Source organism: Mesorhizobium sp. M0410, from assembly GCF_040321435.1.
In the GTDB taxonomy this organism is placed as follows: Bacteria; Pseudomonadota; Alphaproteobacteria; order Rhizobiales; family Rhizobiaceae; genus Mesorhizobium.
On record NZ_JAMYRN010000033.1, the window covers coordinates 1 to 21,013 of the forward strand.

The following is a 21,013-nucleotide window of genomic DNA, read 5'->3' on the forward strand; positions in this document are numbered from 1 at the left end:
ACGATAGGATGGCAAACTGTTCGCGATGTCCTCGCACAGCTGTTCGCGATGTCCCCGGTCCAAACACCCCCTTGAGGGGGAGATGTCCGGCAGGACAGAGGGGGGCGCTGTCCCGCCGACGTCTCGCAGCCCCTAATGCCTCCGCATCACCTTCGGCGCATGCCCATGCTCTTCCCGAAACGCGCGGGCAAAGCTCGACATCGAGGCAAAGCCGCAGGCGAGCGCCACGTCGCGCACCATCAGCGTCGAATGGGCCAAAAGATCGGCGGCACGCTTCAGCCGCAGCCGACGGTAGTAGCCGTTGGGCGAAATGCTGAGCTCGAAGCGAAAATTGCGTTCGAGCTTGTCGGAGGAGACGCCAAGCCTATTCGCCAACTCCGCCATGCCGAGCCGTTCCTCCACTGCATCCTCCATGATGGCGATGGCCGACAGCACCAGTTCGTTCTGCACGCCGGTGCGTAAGCGCAGCGGCATCAGCTTGCGGTCGACGCTGGAGCGCAGCGGGCTGTGCACGAACCATTCGGCGACGCCGGCCGACAGCTCGGCGCCATAATCGCGGGTGATGATCTCCAGCATCATGTCGAGGCTGCCGACACCGCCGGCCGAGGTGAAGCGCTTGCGGTCGATGACATAGAGATCGCGCCTCAGCTCGATGTCGGGAAAGGCCTCGGTGAAGGCCGCCTGGCTGGTCCAGTGCAAGGTGCAGGCGTGGCCGTCGAGCAGGCCTGCGCGGGCAAGGAAGAACGCCGCATCCGCCACAGCACCGATATGGGCGCCACCGCGCATGCTCTTGCGGATCCAGCTCACGGCATCGTACGCGACGAGATGATCGGCATCTCCGCCTGAGCAGACGACGATGCGATCGACCTTCGGCGCGTCATGGGCGGAAAAGCCGGGCTGGATGACGACGCCGTTCGAGGCCTCCACCGGGCCTTCGGCGGCGCCGACGATGATCCAGCGGTAGCAGTCCCGCTTGGCCAGCACGTTGGCGGCGCGGAGCGGCTCGATGACCGAGCTGAACGCCATCATCGGAAAGCCGGGGAAGACCAGGATGGCGAAAGTGAGCGGGGTATCGCTTGCCGTCGGTTGGTTGCGTTGTCGGTTGTTCATAGCTTCCGGAGCCAGGCAGCAAGGTGGATCAGGAAGCTACAATTCTGCCAGATGGCGCCAAGGTCAACGGAATAGAATGTAAGACACATGGATGGATGCAGAACAGGCGCCGCTCGTTGGCGATCCTTCACGCCCCCTCTGTCCTGCCGGACATCTCCCCACAAGCGGGGAGATCGGCAGCTTCGCCGTCCCGTCCGTGTTTCAGCGTTGGAGGTTGGCGAAAGCGCAAGATGACGGCCAATCTCACCCCTCGTGGCCGAGATGCCCGGTAGGGCAGAGGGGCACTGTCCGCCGACGTCTCGCAAGGTTCTTGTTGCCGGGCTCAACTCGCCAGCGCCTGATCCAGATCCGCGATCAGATCGTCGCCATCCTCGATGCCGGCCGATAAGCGCACCAACGAATCGGAAATCCCGATCTCGGCGCGGTTTTTCGCCGGGATCGAGCCGTGCGTCATCAGCGCCGGGTGCTCGATCAGGCTTTCGACGCCGCCAAGGCTTTCGGCCAGCGTGAACAGTTGCGTGTGTTCGAGGAAACGCTTGGTGCCGGCGAGGTCGCGGTCGAGCTCGACGGTGATCATACCGCCGAAGGCGTGCATCTGCCGCCTGGCGATGGCGTGTTGCGGATGGCTGGGCAGGCCGGGATAGATGACACGACGGATGTCGGGGCGGCTTTCCAGCCAGTGCGCGATCTTCTGGCCGTTGGACGAATGGCGCTCCATCCTGAGCGCCAGCGTCTTCAAGCCGCGCAGCGCCAGGAAACTGTCGAACGGCCCGGAAATGGCGCCGATGGCGTTCTGCAGGAATTTCAGCCGCTCAGTGAGATCCTTGTTGTCGCCGACCACGGCGACGCCGCCGACCATGTCGGAATGGCCATTGAGGTATTTGGTCGTCGAATGGACTGATATGTCGATGCCGAGCTCCAGCGGCCGCTGCAGATAGGGGCTGCAGAAGGTGTTGTCGGCGACCGAAAGCACGCCTTTGCGCCTGGCCAGTGCTGCGACCGCTTCCAGATCGACGACACGCAGCAGCGGATTGGTCGGCGTCTCGACCCAGAGCAGCTTGGTCTCAGGGCGAATCGCCGCTTCGACCGCGGCAAGATCGGTGAAGTCGACGAAGTCGACCTGCAAATTGGCCGAGCGCTTGCGCACCCGCTCGAGCAATCGGAACGTGCCGCCATAGATGTCGTCGGTGGCGACGATATGCGCGCCTGAATCGAGCAGTTCAAACACCGTGGCGATCGCCGCCAGCCCCGAAGCGAAGGCGAAAGCGGCTGTGCCGCTTTCGAGGTCGGCCACAGCGCGTTCGAAGGCAAAGCGGGTCGGGTTCTGGCTGCGGGCATATTCAAAGCCCTTGTGCACGCCCGGGCTCTGCTGGCCATAGGTCGAGGTGGCGTAGATCGGTACCATCACCGCGCCCGTCGTCGGGTCGTGGCTCTGGCCGCCATGGATGGTGCGGGTCGAGAAGGCGAGGCGGTTTTTGCCCGATACAGTGGCTTTTATGGTCATCGGGCGCGCCTCAGATGGTTGATCAGGTCGATGCGGGTTATCAGGCCAATGAATTCGTCGCCGTCGAAGACGATGGCGACCTCGTTGCGGTCGAACACCGGCAGCAGCGCATCCAGCGTCTGGCTGGCCTGCAGCGTGTGCAGATTGGTGGTCATCGCCGTCCTAACCGGGGCCTTGAAGCGGTCCCAGCGGCTGTCATAGGGGCCTTCGACCTTGGCCAGGATATCGCTTTCGTCGATGATGCCGACGAGCTTGCCCTCGTCCAGCACCGGCAGTTGCGAGACATCCGAGCGGCGCATGCGGCCATAGGCGTTGAGCAGGCTTTCGTCGGGGCCGACGGACACGACATCGCCGGTGCGGAGCGTGCGCATAACCAGGTCGCGCAGATCGCCATGCTGCTCCTGCTCGGCAAGGCCCTGCTCGGCCAGCCAGAAATCGTCGAAGACTTTCGACAGATACTTGTTGCCGCTGTCGCAGACGAAGGTAACGACGCGCTTCGGCACGGTCTGCTCGCGACAATAGCGGAGTGCTGCCGAAAGCAGCGTGCCCGACGACGAGCCGGCGAGAATGCCTTCCTTCGAAAGCAGGTCGCGCACCGCAAGCATGCTCTGCTTGTCGGGGATGGAATAGGCCTTCCTGACCAGCGACAGATCGGCATTGGGCGGCACGAAATCCTCGCCGATGCCTTCGACGGTCCAGCTTCCGGCCTCTACCATCTTGCCGGTCTTGATCAACGGCGCCAGCACCGAGCCAACCGGATCGGCGAGCACCATCTCGGTCTTCGGCGAGACTTTCGCAAAGTAGCGGCCGAGCCCGGTCAGCGTGCCGCCGGAGCCGACGCCGACGACAACCGCATCGACATCGCCTTCGAGCTGCTGAAAGATTTCCGGCCCGGTCGTGGTCTCGTGGGCATGCGGATTGGCCGGGTTGGCAAACTGGTTGGCGTAGAAGGCGCCGGGCAACTCGGCGGCGATCTTTTCGGCCATGTCCTGATAGTATTCGGCATGGCCCTTGCCGACATCGGAACGCGTCATGCGCACTTCCGCGCCGAGCGCCCGCAAATGCTGGATCTTTTCGCGCGACATCTTGTCAGGCACGACAAGGATGATGTGGTAGCCCTTGGGGATGCCGACCTGGGCGAGACCAAGACCGGTGTTGCCGGCGGTCGCCTCGACGATCGTCCCGCCGCGTTTCAGTTTGCCCTGTTTTTCGGCGGCGGCAATCATCGACAGCGCGATGCGGTCCTTGATCGAGCCGCCGGGATTCTGGCTTTCGAGCTTGATGAACAGCCGGCACTTGCCGATGTCGAATTTGGTCAGCTCGACGACCGGCGTCTGCCCGATCAGGTCGAGAACCGAGGCATAGGGCGGGCGCAGGCGGGACGACGCATCGTCCTGTGCCACGATCTTGTGCTTGCTCATATCAGATGCTCCGTTGCCAGAATGAGCAACCGCCCTGGAAGACGGCAACCTATCGTCTTTTCCAGCCGTTTGCAGTTGGAAAGAAGATAGATCGTGCCAATCCGGCCGCCAGCAGGGGAATGGAATTTCGCGAAAGCTTCGCCGGCTCCAGGCAGGGCAAAAGATTTGCAGAACCTGCTTAGGGTTCAGGCGATCGCGGCCTGGGCTTCGATCTCGATCAGAAAATCCGGATTGCCGAGGCCGGGGACGCGCAGCACCTTGATGATCGGCGGCGCGCCACGGTTTGCCCAGAAGGCCATCCAGGCGCCGAAGGCCGGCCCTATATCCAGGTCGCCGGCGATATAGACCGAGAGGCTGACGAGGTCTTCAGCATCTTGTCGGAAAGCGAAGGGATCAGCCGGCGCAGTTCGGAATAGCGCATCGGCTGTTCCTTGATGCGCGCCAGGATCACCGTCTTCCATTTGCCGCCGAGCGCGTCGAGCGCGAACTCGACCGGACAGCCGTAGAGTCTTCAGTGTTGGGTCATGCGCCATGGTAGGCAAGCAGAATTTGCCCGGCCATCTGGCCAGGGTCGGGGCTTACGGCCTCGCCGACTACAAATCCATGGAGGAGAACGAAGACGAGCCTGCGCGACACCAATCCGGTCAATGCGAGACGGCCGAAACCTGTGGCGATCGTCATCGCCTGGCTGTATCGACCACGACGGGCTGGCTGGTCGGCTCTGGTGGAGCGAGCTCCCGCACCCCTGGTTCGCCTTCAGCGAACGCGGCTATGCCGTCGAGGTCTTTTCACCCGACGGCGGCGGTCTTGCATCCGAATTGCGTCAAGACGAAGGGAGCCTCATCCGAGTAAGCGCTTGCTCAGCCGCGCGCACTGCACACGAATATCGGGAATGGCGTCGATTTCGAAGAAGGTGCCGCGCGTCAGTGGCCCGACGGCGAGGATCTTGGCGGATACCGTGCCGTCGCCGGCGATGACCTCGCAGTTCGCGGTCACGTCGAGGCCGAGGCGCAGCGGATCCGGCCGTGCCAGTCCACGCTCGACCAGTGACCGCACCACGCTGTTCGAGGTGGTCGAGATGTCCCTGGCGATGCCGGTGCAATCATAGATGCGGGTGACGTCGAACCTTTCGAGCTGCTGCGTATGGCGCGACTGGACCTGTACGCTGAAGCCGTCGCCGGCGGCGATCTCGACGACGCGCCCGGCGACAAGGCGGATGCGGCCCGCTTGCACCGCCTCGGCAACGCGGGTGTAGACTTCCGGCGCCATGCGATGGCGGTGGATATCCCACCAGGCCTTGGTGTGCTCGACGAAGCGGCGCTTGGCCGAGGACGGCCAGTTCTGCCAGATCTTCTGGTTGAAGGGTCTCAGACCGTCGACGACGTCGCGCCAGTCGATACCGGCCTTCTGGTTTTCCCGGATCAGGTCGCGGAACCAGCCGACGAAATAGGAAAGCTGGGTGCCGAGCGGAATGTCGGCGACGTCGAGCTTGATCGGATTGCCCTTGCGATGCGGCGAAGGCAGCAGGCCGCGCCGCGACACCGCTACGATCGCGCCGCGGTGGCCGCGCTGCTCGAGCGACAGGAAGGCATCGACCATGCTCAAGCCGGTGCCCAGCACCAGGATTTGGGCTTCGGGGTCGAGCGCAGTGTCCGCCTCGGATCCCATCCTGATCGCATGCCCCTGCCCCGCCCCCGGCTCTTCGTCATGCCCGGTGGCGAGCACGGCAAGATGCGCGACCACGCTGGTGCCGTTGGCCAGCGCCACCTCAACGCCGGAGGCGGTCGGCGAGATCGACAGGCTCTCCTCGCGGATCAGGCGCAGCCGGCCCGTCTGCTGCTCACGCGCCTCGAGCTCGTCGAGCAGCTCCTTGAGATAGCGGGCGTAGACGCTGCGCGGCGCATAGACTGGCGCCTGTTCCGGCGTCGCTATGCCGCGTTCAAGCAGCCAGCGCGAGAAATTGCCGGGATCGTCGGCATAGGCGCTCATGCCCGACGCGCTGACATTCAGCACATGCGCCGACAGCAGCGTTGAATAGGCCATGCCTTGCCCAAAATGCGGGCGTTTTTCGATCAGGCTGACGCGGAGATCGGGATTGGGCGACTTCAGCAGATGCGCCGCAAGCACGACGCCGCTGGCGCCGCCACCGACAATGATGATCGAATTTGGCGTAGCGCGCCCGGTCATACGCACACCAGCTGTGCTGGCGATCGTCGCCGGCTCAGGAGAGATTGGTTCAGGCCTGGATTTTCAACGCCGCCGAAAAGTCTTCGTCGCCGACGATGTCGCGCATTTCGGCGAGGCTGCGCTGATCCAGCACCTCGGCGATGGCTTGCCGGACCTCCAGCATCAGGTGTCGGACTTGGCATGTCGCCTCGTTGCAGTCTTCGCAGCGCTGATACTGGGTGCGGCTGGCGCAAGGAATGGGGGCAAGCGGTCCGTCGAGCACGCGCACGACGTGGCCGACCTTGATCTCGTCCGCCGGGCGCGCCAGCCGATAGCCGCCGTCCTTGCCCTTGCGGCTCTGGACGAACCCGGCATTGCGCAATTCGCCAAGAATGGCATCAAGGAACTTCTTCGGAATATTGTTTCCTGTGGCGATGTCGTTGACGAAGGCGAGCTGTCCAACCGGCAGGCGCGCCAGATGGACGAGCGCCTTGAGGCCATATTTACCTTTTTTCGTGAGCATAACCCGAACGTTTCTCTGTCATGCGATGGCGCAAGGCCACCGGTTGCGAAACGCCTGGCGTGCCTCCCCGCCGCGTCCAAGCTGTCACTACAGATAAATTCTAGCGACATGATATACAAGCTCAGAAACGTTGATTTTGCTTCGTTTTCAAGCCGCAATGGCCATTTTGGCCGGGGCTTGTGCCCTTGCGAGCACAGGAGCCGCCGCGAATGGCACACCGGCAAACTGGCCGGTGGCAGGAATGTCCCGATCGGCGAGAATACCGACGGCAGCTTCTGCCCCTGAATTTGAAGGCCAAAGCATGCCGCGCACGGCAATAAGGAGGGTAGCGTCAATCATCGTCCTCTCCAATCCTTCAATGTCGATAAGGATACTAGACTTAACCGCGAACACAGGGAACTTGTTTCCAATTTCTTGCCTATTCACAGCACGGGTTTGCCGATGCAGGGCGAAAACGGGAAAATCCTTGTTGTGGGCATGGACGGCGTGGAAGGGGTTCCCGGGCAAGGACGATGGTTTTCACCCAGGCCATCACCCAGAAGCGTGCGAATGGGCAACTGCCCTAGCCAGACGACTTTTTCTAACAAGGCCGAGCCGATTGGAAGGATTTAACTCTACAAGAACGATAGAGTTAGATGACTATGAAACGCAATCCGGGTTTTTCTCGTTTCCAAGGAGCCTTTCATGTCCACCATTTCGCGACGTATCGTTCTCTTGTCCTCGGCGGCTCTGGCAGGTGCCGTCTTTCTCGGCCCAGCCGATGCGCAGGACCTCAAGATCACTATCGGCTACCAGACAGTCGTCGAACCCTCGAAGGTGCCGCAGGCCGACGGCGCCTATGAGAGCGCGACCAAGGCGGCAATCGACTGGCGGAAATTCGATTCCGGCGCCGACGTGATCGCCGCCATCGCTTCCGGTTCGGTCGACATCGGTTATGTCGGCTCGAGCCCGCTGGCGGCGGCGGCGAGCCGCGAGCTTCCCATCCAGACAATCTTCATTGTCGGGCTGATCGGCGAATCCGAGGCCCTTGTCGCCCGCAACGGCGCCGGCATCGAGAAGGCCGCCGACCTTGCCGGCAAGAAGGTGGCGGTGCCCTTCGTTTCGACGACGCATTACAGCCTGCTTGCCGCGCTGAAGCATGAGGGTATCGACCCGAAGTCGGTCGATATTCTCAATCTGCGGCCACCGGAGATCGCGGCGGCATGGGCGCGCGGCGACATCGACGCCGCCTATGTCTGGGATCCGGCACTCGGCCAGATCAAGACGACGGGCAAGGTCGTGCTGGATTCCTCGCAGGTCGCCGCCTGGGGCGCGCCAACCTTCGACGCCTGGATCGTGCGCACCGACTTCGCCGAAAGGAACCCGGAAGCGGTGCGCGACTTCGTCAAAGTAACGGGCGCTGCCTATGCCGACTTCCTGGCCAAGCCGGATCAATGGTCGGTGTCCTCGCCGCAAGCGGCCAAGATCGCCAGGATCACCGGGGCCAAGCTCGAAGACGTGCCGCAACTGCTGAGGGGCTATGTCTTCCCGACGCTCGAGGAGCAAGCCTCGGAAAAGTTCCTCGGTGGCGGCACTGTCAAGGCGGTCGAGGCGACATCGGCCTTCCTCAAGGAGCAGGGCAAGATCGACGCCGTGTTGCCGGATTATTCGAAATACGTGTCGTCGAAATATGTCGGCGAGGCGCTGGCCTCGAATTAGCGGCGGCTCAATACCGCGCGTCCTCCCTTCCCTGACGCGCGTTGCCTGCCCCGGAGCCGCTGACGAGGAACGGCTTCGGGGCAGGCAGGTTCAGAATATCGGCGACCCCACATGACGCATCTCGTGCTCGACCAAGTCTCGGTTCACTATGACGGCCAGCCGGCGCCGGCCGTCGAACGCGTGTCGATTGACATCGCTAAGGACGACTTCGTTGTCCTGGTCGGCCGTTCCGGCTGCGGCAAGACCTCGTTGCTCAACGTCGCCGCGGGCCTGGTCGAGCCTGTGCGCGGACGCGCCACGATTGGCGGCAGGCCGATCACGGCGCCAGGCTCGGACCGCGCCGTCGTGTTCCAGAACGACGCATTGTTTCCGTGGCTGACCGCGCGGGAAAATGTCGCCTTTGCTCTCAGGCTGCGCGGTGTCAGGGCCGCCGAACGGGCGCGGACTGCCGACGACCTTCTGGCGCTGGTGAAGCTCGACGGCGACGGCGACAAGCGCATCTGGGAGCTTTCCGGCGGCATGCGCCAGCGCGTCGGCCTGGCCAGGGCGCTGGCAGCCGAGCCGCAATTCCTGCTGCTCGACGAACCGCTGGGCGCACTCGATGCGCTGACACGGGAACGCATGCAGACAACGCTGCTCCATCTGTGGACGGCAAGCCAGGTCGGCGTGCTGATGGTCACGCACGGCATCGACGAAGCGCTGGTGCTCGCCACTCGCATCATTGTGCTCGCTCCCGGCCCTGGCCGGGTGGTGCGGAGTTTCGAGGCCGGTTTCAGCCGGCGCTATGCAGCCGGCGAGGCCATTCGTAGCATCAAGGCCGATCCCGCCTTCGCCGCGGCGCGCGGCGAGCTGACCGACGCGATCTTCGAAGGGGAGGCAGCATGACCGTTACCTCCTATACCGCGCGGCCGCAGCGCTCCAAAGTCGACGACGGAGCCGACGCGCTGTCGGTGCCATGGTCGCGGCCGCGGCCGAGACGCAGCCGCGTTTCGGCCCGCGTGGTCAGCGCGATCACCATTCTGATGGTGGTGGCGGTGTGGACGGCATCGGCCCGCCTGCAATTGGTGTCGCCGGTTTTCCTGCCGTCGCCTGTGGCAGTCTGGAACAAATTTGTCGTCGTCGCCGGTGACGGCTTTGTCGACGCGACGCTGCTCCAGCATATCGCCGCCAGTCTGTGGCGGGTGTTTGCAGCGCTGATCGTGGCCCTTGTCATCGGCGTTCCCATCGGGCTGGCTATCGGCATCAGCACGATCGGGCGCGGCATCTTCGATCCGCTGCTCGAATTCCTGCGGCCGATCCCGCCGCTGGCCTATCTGCCGCTGATCATTATCTGGTTCGGCATTGGCGAGCCGTCCAAGATCCTGGTGATTGCCATTGCCATGCTGGCGCCGGTTGCGCTGTCGACGGCATCGGGTGTTCGCGGCGTCTCGCAGGAACGCATCAATGCAGCGCGCTCGCTTGGCGCCACGCAGCGCCAAGTGATCAGGCACGTCACCCTGCCCAGCGCGCTGCCCTCGATCCTGACCGGTCTGCGCATCGCGCTTGGCGCCGGTTGGTCGACGCTGGTCGCCGCCGAGCTGGTGGCCGCGACGCGCGGGCTCGGTTTCATGATCCAGTCCGCTGCCCAGTTCCTCGTCACCGACGTGGTGGTGATGGGCATACTGGTGATCGCGGCCATTGCCTTCGTGCTCGAATTCATCATCCGCAGGATCGAGCGGGTGCTCGTCCCGTGGGCAGGGCGGGAATGACCGACAATGCCCCATTCCATCGCTGTATTGTTCGCGCATTTCGGCCATTGGCTCCGCCTGATCAAGGCCGGGGACAAACAGCCGCCTGACGGCGAACGCAAAACGCCGGTGCATCTGGACGCGGAGCGCAACCGCTTACCGCCGCGCGACGAAAGTTTCTACTGGGGCTGGCAGTACTGGTCGCGGTGACCGGCCGCCAGGGTCCGCTGTGCGCTGCTCTCAAGGGAGCTTGAGCATGGACGCCCGTTCAAACGCGCGAACGGTTCGCCCAGGCCAGGCCGGCCAGGCCGACCAGCGCGGTGACGATGCCGACATAGAGCCATTGCGACTGGCCGGTCATGAAGCTGCCGCCGATAACGCCGATGCCTTGCAACGTCCACAGCACGCCGATGGCGAGCACAATCAAGGCCAGCAGATTTTTGATCAATCTCATCGCTAGAACTCCGTTCCAAGTCGATCATAAACCGCGTTCCGGCCGGAATGAAACAGCGAGAAGACGCTGCTCGATTACACCAACTTCTACTTGGATGCTAATCTCTGATCTTGTGCAAGACGCCCGGAGATCGGCGCAGACATCATCAAAGAAGCTGCGCCTCGCTGCAGAAAGTCTCTGACAAATTGTTTCGCGCCGACTCCAAACGTGTAACATTGCCATGGAACCGACAGATCATTGCCGCATTTGCTGCCTTGTTCGGCACCTAACGGCTTGGGTCTGTCAACGGAGCTAACCCCAAGCATGAAGAAAAGCTATCAGGCCGCGCTCGTCGCGGCCACGATCGCGGCCGGCCTGACGGTCGGCGCATCCGCCACCAACGCCGCCGCTCAGTGCGGTCGTGCCTCCTGGTACTCACTGCATTCCAGAACCGCTTCCGGCGAGCGCATGAACCCGTCGGCGCTGACCGCCGCGCATCGCAGCCTGCCGTTCGGCACCAAGCTGAAGGTGACCAATCGCAACAATGGCCGCAGCGTCGTCGTGCGCATCAACGACCGCGGCCCCTTTATCAGGGGCCGGATGCTCGATCTGTCGAAGGGCGCAGCCAGTCAGCTCGGCTTCATCAGTTCGGGCCATACCGCTGTCTGCATGGCACGGGTCTAACGGTCCGGCCGCCACGGCCGGACGCCGCCTCCAACGATTGTCCCAATAGCCGTGCCCTTGCCTGGCCTTCGCAGGTGCACATTGAGCCGGCTGTTGCCCTTCCAGGCGGATTCTCAATGCCTTGGACGAAAGAACGAGCATAAATCACGCAGATTGACGTATTGCATCGCAGCAGATTGTTGCTAACTTCCCCGCAAAGCATTCAAGGCTCGGCGCTGCTCGTCGGCCCTTCAATCGCAGTCGGCAGCGGGGTTCTCGATGTTCTACCAGCTCTACGAACTGAACCACGCCGCCTTGCAGCCGGCGCGCCTCTATGCCGATGCGGTGCGCCTGTTCTACTCCAATCCGCTCAATCCGGTCTCACACACGTCCTGGGGCCGCTCGGTTGCGGCAACGGCCGAACTGTTCGAGCGCACGACGCGCCGCTACGGCAAGCCGCAATTCGGCCTGACCAAGACCGTGGTCGACTGGAAAAACGTCGAGGTCAGCGAACGCACCGTCTGGTCGCGGCCGTTCTGCAACCTGGTTCGTTTCGAGCGGGCGGTTCCTGCAGGGCGCCGGCCGGATCCGAAGCTGTTGATCGTCGCGCCGATGTCGGGCCACTACGCGACGCTGCTGCGCGGCACGGTGGAGGCGATGCTGCCCTATGCCGACGTGCATATCACCGACTGGGTCGACGCCCGCATGGTGCCGCTGGCCGACGGCAGCTTCGATCTTGACGACTATATCGACTACATCGTCGACATGCTGCATGCGCTAGGCCCCGACACCCATGTGATGGCGGTGTGCCAGCCTTCGGTGCCGGTGCTGGCGGCGGCGGCACTGATGGAAGCCAAGGGTGATCCGTTCGTGCCCTCGACGATGACGCTGATGGGCGGGCCGATCGACACGCGCCGCAATCCGACAGCGGTCAATCTGCTGGCGCAGGAAAAGGGGATCGACTGGTTCCGCGACAATGTCATCATGCGCGCGCCCTGGCCGGTGCCGGGCTTCGGCCGCGAGGTCTATCCCGGCTTCCTGCAGCTTTCGGGTTTCATGAGCATGAACCTCGACCGCCACATCACCGCCCACAAGGACTTCTTCATGCATCTGGTGAAGCATGACGGTGACAATGCCGAGAAGCACCGCGAGTTCTACGACGAATATCTGGCGGTGATGGATCTGACGGCGGAATTCTACCTGCAGACCGTCGACACCGTGTTTGTCCGCCAGGCCCTGCCCAAGGGCAAAATGACGCATCGCGGTATCGCGGTCGACCCTTCGGCGATCCGCAATGTCGCCCTGTTCACGGTCGAGGGCGAGAACGACGACATCTCCGGACTCGGCCAGACCAAGGCCGCGCACGACCTGTGCATCAACATCCCGGCCGACAGGCACGCCCATTACATGCAGCCTGCGGTCGGCCATTATGGTGTGTTCAACGGCTCGCGCTTCCGTTCCGAAATCGTGCCGCGCATCGTCGACTTCATCACCAGCTACGGCCGTCAGAACCGTGTTGCGGTGAAGCCCAAGCTGGTCAGGACCGGCAAGAAATAGGCGACCAGTGATGATGCCCGTCAATCCGCATCAGGTCGGTCTATGCCAAAATCATCGGTTGGCGCGGCCGTGCGGCGGGTCGACCTGTTGCACAATAGTCGCGTTGGCGCCACGCGGGTAACCATGCCGCAAAATCAATCCATCCTCATAATTGACACGGACTGTAAATACCCCTTAACGTTTCGTTAATAACAAGGGACAAGCGGGGACAATGATTTCCTCACCAATGGCGAGAACGCTGCGCCTGTGCGCGCTGGCCGGACTTACTGTGGCGGCAGGTTGGGCCAGTTCGGCCTCGGCGGCCGGCCCGATGATAACAGGTGGCCCGACCTCACAGCCGATCGGCCATTATGATTTCTGCAAGAGCTACGCCTCCGAATGCTCGATCCGCCCGAAGGATCTGTCGCCCGCCAGCCTGACCGGCTCGCTGTGGCGCAAGCTGCTCAGCGTCACGGCAAAGGTCAACGCCGCCGTCAAGCCGGAGAGCGACTTCGACATCTACGGCAAGGATGAGGTCTGGGCCTATCCCGACAAGGGCGTTGGCGATTGCGAGGACTATGTCCTGGAAAAGCGCCGTGAGCTGAACCGGCTGGGCGTCTCGTTTGCCGATCTGCTGATGACCGTCGTGCGCAAGCCGGATGGCGAAGGCCACGCGGTGCTGACGGTGCGCACCGACAAGGGCGACTACATCCTTGACAATCTGACCGACCAGGTCCGTTCCTGGGACCAGACCGGCTATCGTTTCCTCAAGCGGCAGGCGATCGACAATACCGGCCGGTGGGTCTCCATCCGCGGCGGCCAGCAGGTTCTGGTCGGCTCGGTCCAGTAACAAGGCAACTCATTTCGGCCGTGCCAGCGCGGCGCGGATCGACGCAGTGATGCGGCGAAGCTCGGCTTCGTCGAGCTTTTCAATATTGTCGGCCAGGAGATTGGCAAGTTCGGTCGCCGCCGGGCTAAGGCCCGACGTGTCGAGCTTGACGCGCGGATGCGAGGTTTCGGCCAGCCGCGCCAGTTCCTCGGCGTCGTCCCAAATGATGTTGAAATAGCCGATGATCTTCTGGATCAGCGTCCAGCTCGGCGCACCGCGGCGGCCGTGTTCCAGCGCCGAGAGATAGGCTGCGCTGACGCCGATCGCCTTGGCCATGTCCTTCTGGCTGACGCCGCGCTCGTTTCGCAGCACGCGAAGCTTTTCGCCGAACGGGGTCACAAGCGCACCTTCATGGATGCATCCTCATAGGTGCGTCCCTCATCGGCATGCCCTCATGAGCGTGCCCGCCGCAAGCGGACATAGAGCGCACCCGAGCCGCCATGTTTGCGGGCGGCATGGTCGTGGCTGGAGACGAGGGGCCGGAAGGCGGGTGTCGACAGCCATGACGGCACGGCGCGCCGCAAGACGCCATCACCGCCCGACGAAGAGCCCTTGCCGGTGATCACCAGGACGTAGCGGATGCCGCCGGCATGCGCCCGGCACAGGAAGGAAAACAGCAGTGAATAGGCTTGGTCCTGGGTCAGGCCATGCAGGTCGACGCGGCCCTCGATCGGCAGCCGGCCGTTCGACAGCTTGTCCAGCGTCGGTTCGTCGAGTGCATGGGAGACATGCTGCGCCTTCGGCTTTGCGGCCGCGGCAGGATTGCCCGCGACCTGTTCCGGGGGCGGCGCCTGCCTGGTCTCGTCGATCTCCGGCCCAACGTGTGGAATTTCGACGGCGGTTCTGCCCTTCAGCGGTTTTGCCGTGCGCGCCACCAGGTTCCACAGCACCCGGTCGTCCTCGCTCAGCCTGTCGATGCGCCGGGTCATCGGCCTGCTCCTCTAAACCAGCGACCGGGGGATCAGCGCATAAAAATCGGCGGCGTTGCGGATAACGCCGGCGATCTCGCCGGCCGCTTCGCCCGACCCGGCAAACAAATCACCGCGGGCCGGGCCGGTGATCGCCGAACCGGTGTCCTGCGCGATCATCAACCGCCGGAACGGTTTTCCGTCGAAGGCGGTCAGGGACGGCGCGTCGATATGGAAGGGCGTGCCGAACGTGTGCAGCAGCCGGTCGACGGCGATCGAGCGGCCGGGTGTCAGCGGCACCTTGGCGGCAGCAATCGGGCCGAGCTCCCGGTCGTCGACGCCCATCTCGCGGAAGAAGATATAGGAGCGGTTGCGCCACAGGGTCTCGTCGACGCGCTCCGGATGCGCCTTGAACCAGGCACGGATCGACTGCATCGTCACCTTCTCCAGCGGGATCTCGCCTTGCTCGCTCAGGATCTTGCCCGGTCCGGTAAAGCGCTGGCCGGATTTGGCGGCATAGGTGATGCGGCGAAGCCTGCCATCGGTCATGTTGAGCCGTGCCGCGCCCTGCACGTGAATGAAGAAGGCGTCGACCTTGTCGGCGAGCCAGGCGATTTCCAGCCCTTTTCCGGCAAGCGCGCCGCGTTCGATCTCGCCGCGGTCGAAATATTCGACCGGGCCGTTCGGCGCCGCACGAGCGAAGGCGAGATAAGGATCCAAGCCGGAAGGACGATTGCCGTCGTCGATGTCGACCAGGTCGGCAGGGCGCGCCAGCAACGGTACCGAAAATCGTTCCGTGCGCACCGGCGAGGCTTCGACCTCCGGCTCATAAAAGCCGGTTACCAGGCCGGGACCACCATCTTCGGCATCGATACGGGTCGGAACGAAATGGCGCTCGAAAAAGCTTCGGGCCTGCAACCGATTCGCCGACGAAACGGTACGCGCTTCGGCATAGGCATCGGCAAAGCCATTGTAGTCGACGCCGAGCGCGCCGGAGCGGTAGGGTTTGGTCAGGATATGAAAGGCCGAGCGGCGAAAGGCGTCAAAGGCAGGGAGATGGTCGTCCTCGCCCCAGCCCGGCAATTGGCCAAAGGATTTTTCGCTGAAGGCTCGAGAAAGCGACACGACAGCCTCCGCCGCCGTCCAGTTCAGTCTTCTTCTTCGGTGGCGACGAGCTTCCAGTTCGGATCGCGCGAGCGCGTGTCGCGGGCGAAGGTCCAGACATCCTTGACCTCGGCGACGGTCTCGGGATCGCCGTCGATGACAGCGCCGGCCTTGTCGCGGGTCGCCGAAATCAGCTCGCTGACAATGCGCAGCGTGATGTGCGCCTCGCTGCCCTTCATCTCGGCCGAAACGATGTCGGCCTTGTCGATGCCGACGAAGGAGGACTGGATCTTTTCGGCTTTCGCCTCACGGTCGCCGATGGCCGCGACGAAGCCGTCATAGACCTCGCGCGACAAAAGGTTCTTCAAGGTTTTGCGGTCGCCATCCGCGTAGGCCATGACGATCATCTCATAAGCCATCTTTGCGCCGTCGACGAAGGTCTTCGGGTCGAACGTCGGATCATTGTCCTTGATCGCCCGCAGGCCCCGGTTGAGATCGGTGTCGGGCTTGGCAAAGGCATCGATCGCCGCATAGGTGTCGGCCGCCGGCTCTCCTGTCAGGCGCTTGCGCGGCAGCGAAACCACGTTCTCGGGTTTCTGGGCGGCATCCTTGTCGTTTTTGCGCGCTGCCGTATATGGATCGAAGGGCGGGCGCTCGTTGCCCGTGCGTCGGCCAAGCACGTTGCGCAGCTGGAAGAAGATCACCACCGCCGCAATCAGAAAGAAAATCGTGCCGAAGTCGAAGAAGCCCATATCTTGCGCCAATCAATCCCTGCTTTGGCCGGACCAGCGGCCAAGCAGGGGCCGCGATCACATAGCGTTCGGTATCCAAAGCATATAGAACGCATGGCGCAATCATTCAAATCAAAGGCAGCCATACCTATCTAACAGCTCTGGTGCCAGCGGCGATTGCTCGCCGGCCGGCAAAACATCGAAACGATCGGTCAAGATTTGCGTATCTCGCTGTTTCCCCTGTTCATTCTCGCGCTTCCGCTGCTGGAGATAGCCGGTTTCGTCATTGTCGGCCGCCAGATCGGCGCGCTGGCGACGGTCGGGCTGGTGCTGGCCTCGAGCGTCGCCGGCGCCTTGCTCCTTCGACACCAGGGTTTTGGCGTCATGGCCAGGGTACGTGCCGAAATGGACGCCGGGCGTGATCCGAGCGGCCAGCTTGCGCATGGCGCCATGATCGTGCTGGCCGCGATCCTTTTGATTATCCCCGGCTTCATCTCGGATATTTTCGGCATTCTGCTGTTCCTGCCGCCAGTGCGCGATCTTGCCTGGCGGATGCTGAAAGGCCGCATCGTGCTGGCCACCGATTTCAGCAGTGGTTTGCGGGCAAGGCAACGCGGCAAGATCATCGATCTCGACGACGGCGACTATTCGCGTGCCGACGACCATACGCGCGGACCGGATTCTCCCTGGCGCCGCCTCAAGGACGAGTAGCCGCAAAGCAACCAGCGTCTTTTGCAAACTTGTCTTGTCGGGCCGGCCATGATAGCGAACGCCCGAATTTCAATCCGGTCAGCAACGCTGCCCAGGCAAAAGGACCACAGCTTATGGCCAGCAACGACGACGCGCCGACCGGCGCAGCCAACGGTAATGGAAATGCGGCGCAGCCTTCGCTCAACGTGCTTGCGCAATATGTGAAGGACCTGTCCTTCGAAAGCCCCGGTGCACCGAACTCGCTGCGCGGTCGCGACAAGGCACCCGGCATCGCCATCAACGTCAACGTCAACGCCAATCCGCTTTCGGACAAGCAGTTCGACGTCAATTTGACGCTGAACGCCAAAGCGTCGTTCGACCAGGAAGTGCTGTTCAATGTCGAACTGGTCTATGGCGGCGTCTTCGCCATCAGCGGCTTCCCGCAGGAGCACATGCTGCCGATCCTGTTCATCGAATGCCCGCGGCTGCTGTTCCCGTTCGCGCGGCAGATCATTGCCGAGGCAACACGCAACGGCGGCTTCCCCCCGCTGATGCTGGACCCGATCGATTTCGCGCAGATGTTCCAGCAGAAGCTGGCAGAGGACCAGGCTGCCGCCAAGGTCAAGGTGAGCTGAGCGCGGCTGTCTCGCCAGTGTTTGACAAACCCGGCCTTGCGCCGGGTTTTTTATAACGATGTCCCGCCCGACAGGCTGAAGGCCGATCGGACGCAAGCGTCGATGGTTCCCATCAGCCACAATCCGCTATGTCTGGAAGACAACTGCCAATCTGCGACATCTGCGATTGGCCTTAGCCACTATGCCTTCGTCATCCTAGGGTCTGCGCCGCGTCGCTGCGCTCCTTGCTCCGCCCTGGGATCACGAAGGAGGGTGTTTCAGCTAATCTCGAAACTTTGCGATTTGCCACTGAACAGAACTATCGACGTTCGCTGCCGATCGGCCCCAACTATGCCGCGGAACTCGCTTCCTGGGCGACGCGCAGCCAGAGCGCCTTTTCGCCCAATGTGCCAACCATGCCCGCGTGCGCGGTGCGCTCGGCGTCGGTCAGGCGCGACGGCAAGGCGATCGGCCTGACGCCGATCGAAATATCGATGTCTTCGACATTCTGCCTGCCGCCCGCCGGAGTCAGGATGCTGTCGAGGATAAGGCTTGCCTGCTTGCCGCCGATGAGCTCGATATAGACCTCGGCCAGCAATTCCGAATCGAGCAGCGCGCCGTGCTTGGTGCGGCGGCCGTTGTCGATGCCGTAGCGGCGGCAGAGCGCGTCGAGCGAATTGGGGCCCATCGGATGCTTGCGGCGCGCCAGCGCCAGCGTGTCGACGATCCGTCCCGGATCGATGGCCGGATGACCAAGCCGGCCGAATTCGAGATTGAGGAAGCCGATGTCGAAGCCGGCATTGTGCGCGACCAGTTTGGCGCCGTCGATGAAGGCCAGAAACTCCTCGGCGATCTCCATGAAAGTCGGCTTGCCGACGAGATCGGCGGCGCTGATGCCGTGCACGGCCTGCGCCTCGTGATGGATCTGGCGGCCTTGCGGGTTGATATATTTGTGGAAGGTTCGGCCGGTCGGGAAACGGTTGACCAACTCGACGCCGCCAAGCTCGATGACGCGGTCCTCGCGCGTGTCGAGGCCGGTGGTTTCCGTATCGAAGATGATCTCACGCATCGAATCAGTCCACTGGTGCCGGCATCATTCTAGCCGAATCACACCAGGAACAAAATGGCAACAAGTAATGTGGGTCTGCAAGCCTCTTAACCAGGCCTGGCTGCCTTATCCACGACTAGTTCGGCGATGATGGCCTTGACGGCCGCGCGAGCGGCGTCAAAGCCCTGACCAGTGTCGATGACAAAGTCGGCGCGCCGGCGCTTTTCGGTGTCGGGAACCTGCCTGGCCAGGATCGACGCCAGTTTCTCCTCGTTCATGCCCGGCCGCGCCAGCACGCGGGCGCGCTGAACTTCAGGCGGCGCGGTGACGACCACGACCTTGTCGACGCGGTTCCCGCCGCCGGTCTCGAACAGCAGCGGTATATCGAGCACGGCAAGCGGCGCGCCGGCGGCACGATTTTCAGCCAGGAACGTATCGGCATCGGCACGGACCAGCGGATGGATGATCGCTTCCAGCCGTTTCAGCGCGGGGGCGTCGCCGAGCACCCGCTCCGCCAGTGCCGCGCGGTCGACCGCACCGGATCTGGTGGTGCCGGGAAAGGCTGCCTCGACCAAGGGCGCGGCCTTGCCGGCATAGAGGCGATGCACAGCCTCGTCGGAATCATGGACCGGCACGCCGGCTTCGGCAAACATCTTGGCCGTCGTCGATTTGCCCATGCCGATCGATCCGGTGAGGCCGAGCACGATCATTTTATCGCGCGATATCGGCAATAATCATTTGCCGCAGTTCGGCGGTGACTTGTGGCCTGATGCCGAACCAGCGTTCGAAGCCGGGCACCGCCTGGTGCAGCAGCATGCCGAGCCCATCGACGGTTCTCAGGCCGCGCGCTTTGGCGGTGGCAAGCAGCGGCGTCTCCAGCGGCACGTAGACGATGTCGGTGACGATGGCGCGGTCCGGCAGTCTGCCCGGATCCGCGGACAGGCCTTCATTGCCATGCATGCCGAGCGCTGTCGTGTTGACCAGCAGGCCGGCATCTTCGAGGAATTCGCCGGTCGCCACCATGCCATAGGCCGAGACGCCGGCACCGAAGCGGTCGCGCAGTTCCTGCGCCCTTGCAAGCGTCCGGTTGACGATGCGGATATCGTTGATGCCGCGCTGCTTCAGCGCATGGATGACCGCGCGAGCGGCGCCGCCGGCACCGAGCACCACGGCGGGGCCGTTGGCCGCCCAGCCCGGTGCATATTCGTCCAGATTGGCGGCAAAGCCATGGGCATCGGTGTTGCCGCCCCACAATTCGCCATTCTCGAACCACAGCGTATTGACCGCACCGATCTGTTCGGCGTCGGCGTCACGCCGCTTGGCCAAAGCGAAGGCGGCTTCCTTGTGCGGGATGGTGACGTTGCCGCCGCGATAGCCTTGTGCCCGCAGCGTCTGCAGGAATTTGGCAAAGGCCTCCGGTGCAACGTCAATGGCCTCGTAGACGCCGTCTATGCCGTATTTCGCCAGCCAGTGGCCGTGGATCTTCGGAGACCTGGAATGGGCGATCGGGTGGCCGGTGACGAAGGCTTTTTTCGAGGCTTCAGCCATCGATCGCCCCGAACTCACGCAGCTGGGCCAGCACCGGCAAAAGTGGCAGACCGACAATGGTAAAATAGTCGCCTTCGATTTTTTCGAATAGCTGGATGCCTTCGCCTTCGATCTGGTAGGCGCCGACGCTGGACAACGCCTTGGCGCCGACTCGCGCCAGATGGCGGCCGATGAAGGCCGGATCGAGTTTGCGCATGGTCAGACTGGCGATGCCGACATGCCGCCACAGAACCTGGCCGTCACGGGCGAGCACGACGGCGCTGTTGAGATGATGCGTCTTGCCCGACAGCGCCAGCAGATGACGGCGCGCCCCTTCCATGTCGGCGGGCTTGTGGAACAGCTCGTCGCCGAGCGACAGCGTCTGGTCGCAGCCGAGCACCAGGGCGCCGGGCCTGCGCTCGCTGACTTCGGTGGCCTTGGCTTCGGCGAGCACCAGGGCGACGTCCTCCGGCGACACGCCACTATTCTGCAGCGGCGCCTCCAGCGCGCGCTCATCGACAGAAGCCGGAACCGCTTCGACAGTGATGCCGGCATTGACGAGCAGCGCCTTGCGGAACGGGCTGCCCGAGGCAAGGATGATTTTTTCCGCCATTTTTTTCGCCCGTTCCTGGCGCTCACTAGGGTGTGTCGAGATTCAGGCCAGGCCGCGTCGAGAATGGTGGGTTCCGAGAACCGGAACGGAGCGGACATTTGGGTCCGT

General features: G+C 63.2%; 25 protein-coding genes. 9 read left to right on the forward strand and 16 right to left on the reverse strand.

Annotated features, from left to right (window positions below):
- Positions 1–132: 132 nt before the first annotated feature.
- The 7 genes from NKI63_RS28345 to NKI63_RS28375 form a co-directional block, all read right to left on the reverse strand.
- Positions 133–1,110 (reverse strand): GlxA family transcriptional regulator, encoded by a 978-nt coding sequence (locus NKI63_RS28345; protein WP_352824001.1) that lies wholly within the window; start codon positions 1,108–1,110, stop codon positions 133–135.
- Positions 1,111–1,432: 322 nt separating this feature from the next.
- On the reverse strand, positions 1,433–2,614 hold the full coding sequence (locus NKI63_RS28350; RefSeq protein ID WP_352689814.1) for a cystathionine gamma-synthase: 1,182 nt from the start codon (positions 2,612–2,614) through the stop codon (positions 1,433–1,435).
- Positions 2,611–4,035, reverse strand: coding sequence for a pyridoxal-phosphate dependent enzyme (locus tag NKI63_RS28355; protein ID WP_352476860.1), 1,425 nt, complete (start codon positions 4,033–4,035; stop codon positions 2,611–2,613). The genes NKI63_RS28350 and NKI63_RS28355 overlap by 4 nt, the downstream gene beginning before the upstream one ends.
- Before the next feature lie 319 nt (positions 4,036–4,354).
- On the reverse strand, positions 4,355–4,456 hold the full coding sequence (locus NKI63_RS28360) for a hypothetical protein (protein WP_352689816.1): 102 nt from the start codon (positions 4,454–4,456) through the stop codon (positions 4,355–4,357).
- Positions 4,457–4,875: 419 nt separating this feature from the next.
- On the reverse strand, positions 4,876–6,222 hold the full coding sequence (locus NKI63_RS28365) for an FAD/NAD(P)-binding protein (protein WP_352508612.1): 1,347 nt from the start codon (positions 6,220–6,222) through the stop codon (positions 4,876–4,878).
- A 49-nt stretch (positions 6,223–6,271) separates the two neighbouring features.
- Complete coding sequence (locus tag NKI63_RS28370; RefSeq protein WP_352476864.1) at positions 6,272–6,724, reverse strand: RrF2 family transcriptional regulator; 453 nt, start codon at positions 6,722–6,724, stop codon at positions 6,272–6,274.
- 147 nt (positions 6,725–6,871) lie between these two features.
- The gene (locus NKI63_RS28375) at positions 6,872–7,231 is read right to left on the reverse strand and encodes a hypothetical protein (RefSeq protein WP_352508611.1); all 360 of its coding nucleotides are present in this window, start codon (positions 7,229–7,231) and stop codon (positions 6,872–6,874) included.
- Positions 7,232–7,408: 177 nt separating this feature from the next.
- On the opposite strand from NKI63_RS28375, the gene tauA reads away from it, so the two are divergent.
- The 4 genes from tauA (at position 7,409) to NKI63_RS28395 (ending at position 10,359) form a co-directional block, all read left to right on the forward strand.
- Positions 7,409–8,422 carry a taurine ABC transporter substrate-binding protein gene (gene tauA, locus NKI63_RS28380; RefSeq protein ID WP_352508610.1) on the forward strand — a complete coding sequence of 338 codons (1,014 nt, stop codon included), beginning with the start codon at positions 7,409–7,411 and terminating at the stop codon, positions 8,420–8,422.
- 111 nt (positions 8,423–8,533) lie between these two features.
- On the forward strand, positions 8,534–9,307 hold the full coding sequence (locus NKI63_RS28385; protein ID WP_352508609.1) for a taurine ABC transporter ATP-binding protein: 774 nt from the start codon (positions 8,534–8,536) through the stop codon (positions 9,305–9,307).
- Positions 9,304–10,170: an ABC transporter permease subunit gene (locus NKI63_RS28390; RefSeq protein ID WP_352508608.1), complete on the forward strand. Its 867-nt coding sequence runs from the start codon at positions 9,304–9,306 to the stop codon at positions 10,168–10,170. The genes NKI63_RS28385 and NKI63_RS28390 overlap by 4 nt, the downstream gene beginning before the upstream one ends.
- Before the next feature lie 6 nt (positions 10,171–10,176).
- Positions 10,177–10,359 (forward strand): hypothetical protein, encoded by a 183-nt coding sequence (locus NKI63_RS28395; RefSeq protein WP_254817964.1) that lies wholly within the window; start codon positions 10,177–10,179, stop codon positions 10,357–10,359.
- Positions 10,360–10,417: 58 nt separating this feature from the next.
- Here NKI63_RS28395 and NKI63_RS28400 read toward each other — a convergent pair whose 3' ends face one another.
- Positions 10,418–10,603, reverse strand: coding sequence for a hypothetical protein (locus NKI63_RS28400; RefSeq protein ID WP_352476807.1), 186 nt, complete (start codon positions 10,601–10,603; stop codon positions 10,418–10,420).
- Between the two features lie 303 nt (positions 10,604–10,906).
- On the opposite strand from NKI63_RS28400, the gene NKI63_RS28405 reads away from it, so the two are divergent.
- The 3 genes from NKI63_RS28405 (at position 10,907) to NKI63_RS28415 (ending at position 13,631) form a co-directional block, all read left to right on the forward strand.
- Positions 10,907–11,266: a septal ring lytic transglycosylase RlpA family protein gene (locus NKI63_RS28405; protein WP_254817962.1), complete on the forward strand. Its 360-nt coding sequence runs from the start codon at positions 10,907–10,909 to the stop codon at positions 11,264–11,266.
- Between the two features lie 258 nt (positions 11,267–11,524).
- Positions 11,525–12,802 (forward strand): polyhydroxyalkanoate depolymerase, encoded by a 1,278-nt coding sequence (locus NKI63_RS28410; protein ID WP_352508607.1) that lies wholly within the window; start codon positions 11,525–11,527, stop codon positions 12,800–12,802.
- Between the two features lie 211 nt (positions 12,803–13,013).
- Complete coding sequence (locus NKI63_RS28415) at positions 13,014–13,631, forward strand: transglutaminase-like cysteine peptidase (RefSeq protein ID WP_254817960.1); 618 nt, start codon at positions 13,014–13,016, stop codon at positions 13,629–13,631.
- A 9-nt stretch (positions 13,632–13,640) separates the two neighbouring features.
- On the opposite strand, the gene NKI63_RS28420 is transcribed toward NKI63_RS28415, so the two are convergent.
- Genes NKI63_RS28420 through NKI63_RS28435 form a run of 4 tightly spaced genes read right to left on the reverse strand, consistent with a single transcriptional unit; the run spans position 13,641 to position 16,434 of the window.
- Positions 13,641–14,009, reverse strand: coding sequence for a helix-turn-helix domain-containing protein (locus NKI63_RS28420; RefSeq protein WP_352508606.1), 369 nt, complete (start codon positions 14,007–14,009; stop codon positions 13,641–13,643).
- A 53-nt stretch (positions 14,010–14,062) separates the two neighbouring features.
- Positions 14,063–14,599, reverse strand: coding sequence for a Smr/MutS family protein (locus tag NKI63_RS28425; RefSeq protein WP_352508605.1), 537 nt, complete (start codon positions 14,597–14,599; stop codon positions 14,063–14,065).
- A 12-nt stretch (positions 14,600–14,611) separates the two neighbouring features.
- Positions 14,612–15,703, reverse strand: coding sequence for a murein transglycosylase A (mltA, locus tag NKI63_RS28430; RefSeq protein ID WP_352508604.1), 1,092 nt, complete (start codon positions 15,701–15,703; stop codon positions 14,612–14,614).
- 23 nt (positions 15,704–15,726) lie between these two features.
- Positions 15,727–16,434: a Tim44/TimA family putative adaptor protein gene (locus tag NKI63_RS28435; protein WP_254817956.1), complete on the reverse strand. Its 708-nt coding sequence runs from the start codon at positions 16,432–16,434 to the stop codon at positions 15,727–15,729.
- A 198-nt stretch (positions 16,435–16,632) separates the two neighbouring features.
- Here NKI63_RS28435 and NKI63_RS28440 point away from each other — a divergent pair, with 198 nt between their 5' ends.
- Both NKI63_RS28440 and secB read left to right on the forward strand, forming a co-directional pair.
- A complete protein-coding gene (locus NKI63_RS28440; protein WP_254817955.1) occupies positions 16,633–17,124 on the forward strand; it encodes an FxsA family protein in 492 nt (163 codons plus the stop codon).
- A gap of 113 nt (positions 17,125–17,237) precedes the next feature.
- A complete protein-coding gene (secB, locus tag NKI63_RS28445; RefSeq protein ID WP_254817954.1) occupies positions 17,238–17,738 on the forward strand; it encodes a protein-export chaperone SecB in 501 nt (166 codons plus the stop codon).
- A 328-nt stretch (positions 17,739–18,066) separates the two neighbouring features.
- Here secB and dnaQ read toward each other — a convergent pair whose 3' ends face one another.
- From dnaQ to NKI63_RS28465, 4 genes are all read right to left on the reverse strand, one after another.
- Positions 18,067–18,786, reverse strand: coding sequence for a DNA polymerase III subunit epsilon (gene dnaQ / locus NKI63_RS28450; RefSeq protein WP_352508603.1), 720 nt, complete (start codon positions 18,784–18,786; stop codon positions 18,067–18,069).
- An 86-nt stretch (positions 18,787–18,872) separates the two neighbouring features.
- Entirely contained in the window at positions 18,873–19,475 is a 603-nt protein-coding gene (coaE, locus tag NKI63_RS28455; protein WP_352508602.1) for a dephospho-CoA kinase, read from the reverse strand.
- Between the two features lies 1 nt (position 19,476).
- The gene (locus tag NKI63_RS28460) at positions 19,477–20,313 is read right to left on the reverse strand and encodes a shikimate dehydrogenase (protein ID WP_352824002.1); all 837 of its coding nucleotides are present in this window, start codon (positions 20,311–20,313) and stop codon (positions 19,477–19,479) included.
- On the reverse strand, positions 20,306–20,905 hold the full coding sequence (locus NKI63_RS28465; RefSeq protein WP_352508600.1) for a Maf-like protein: 600 nt from the start codon (positions 20,903–20,905) through the stop codon (positions 20,306–20,308). Before NKI63_RS28465 ends, NKI63_RS28460 begins: the two co-directional genes overlap by 8 nt.
- Between the last annotated feature and the right edge of the window lie 108 nt (positions 20,906–21,013).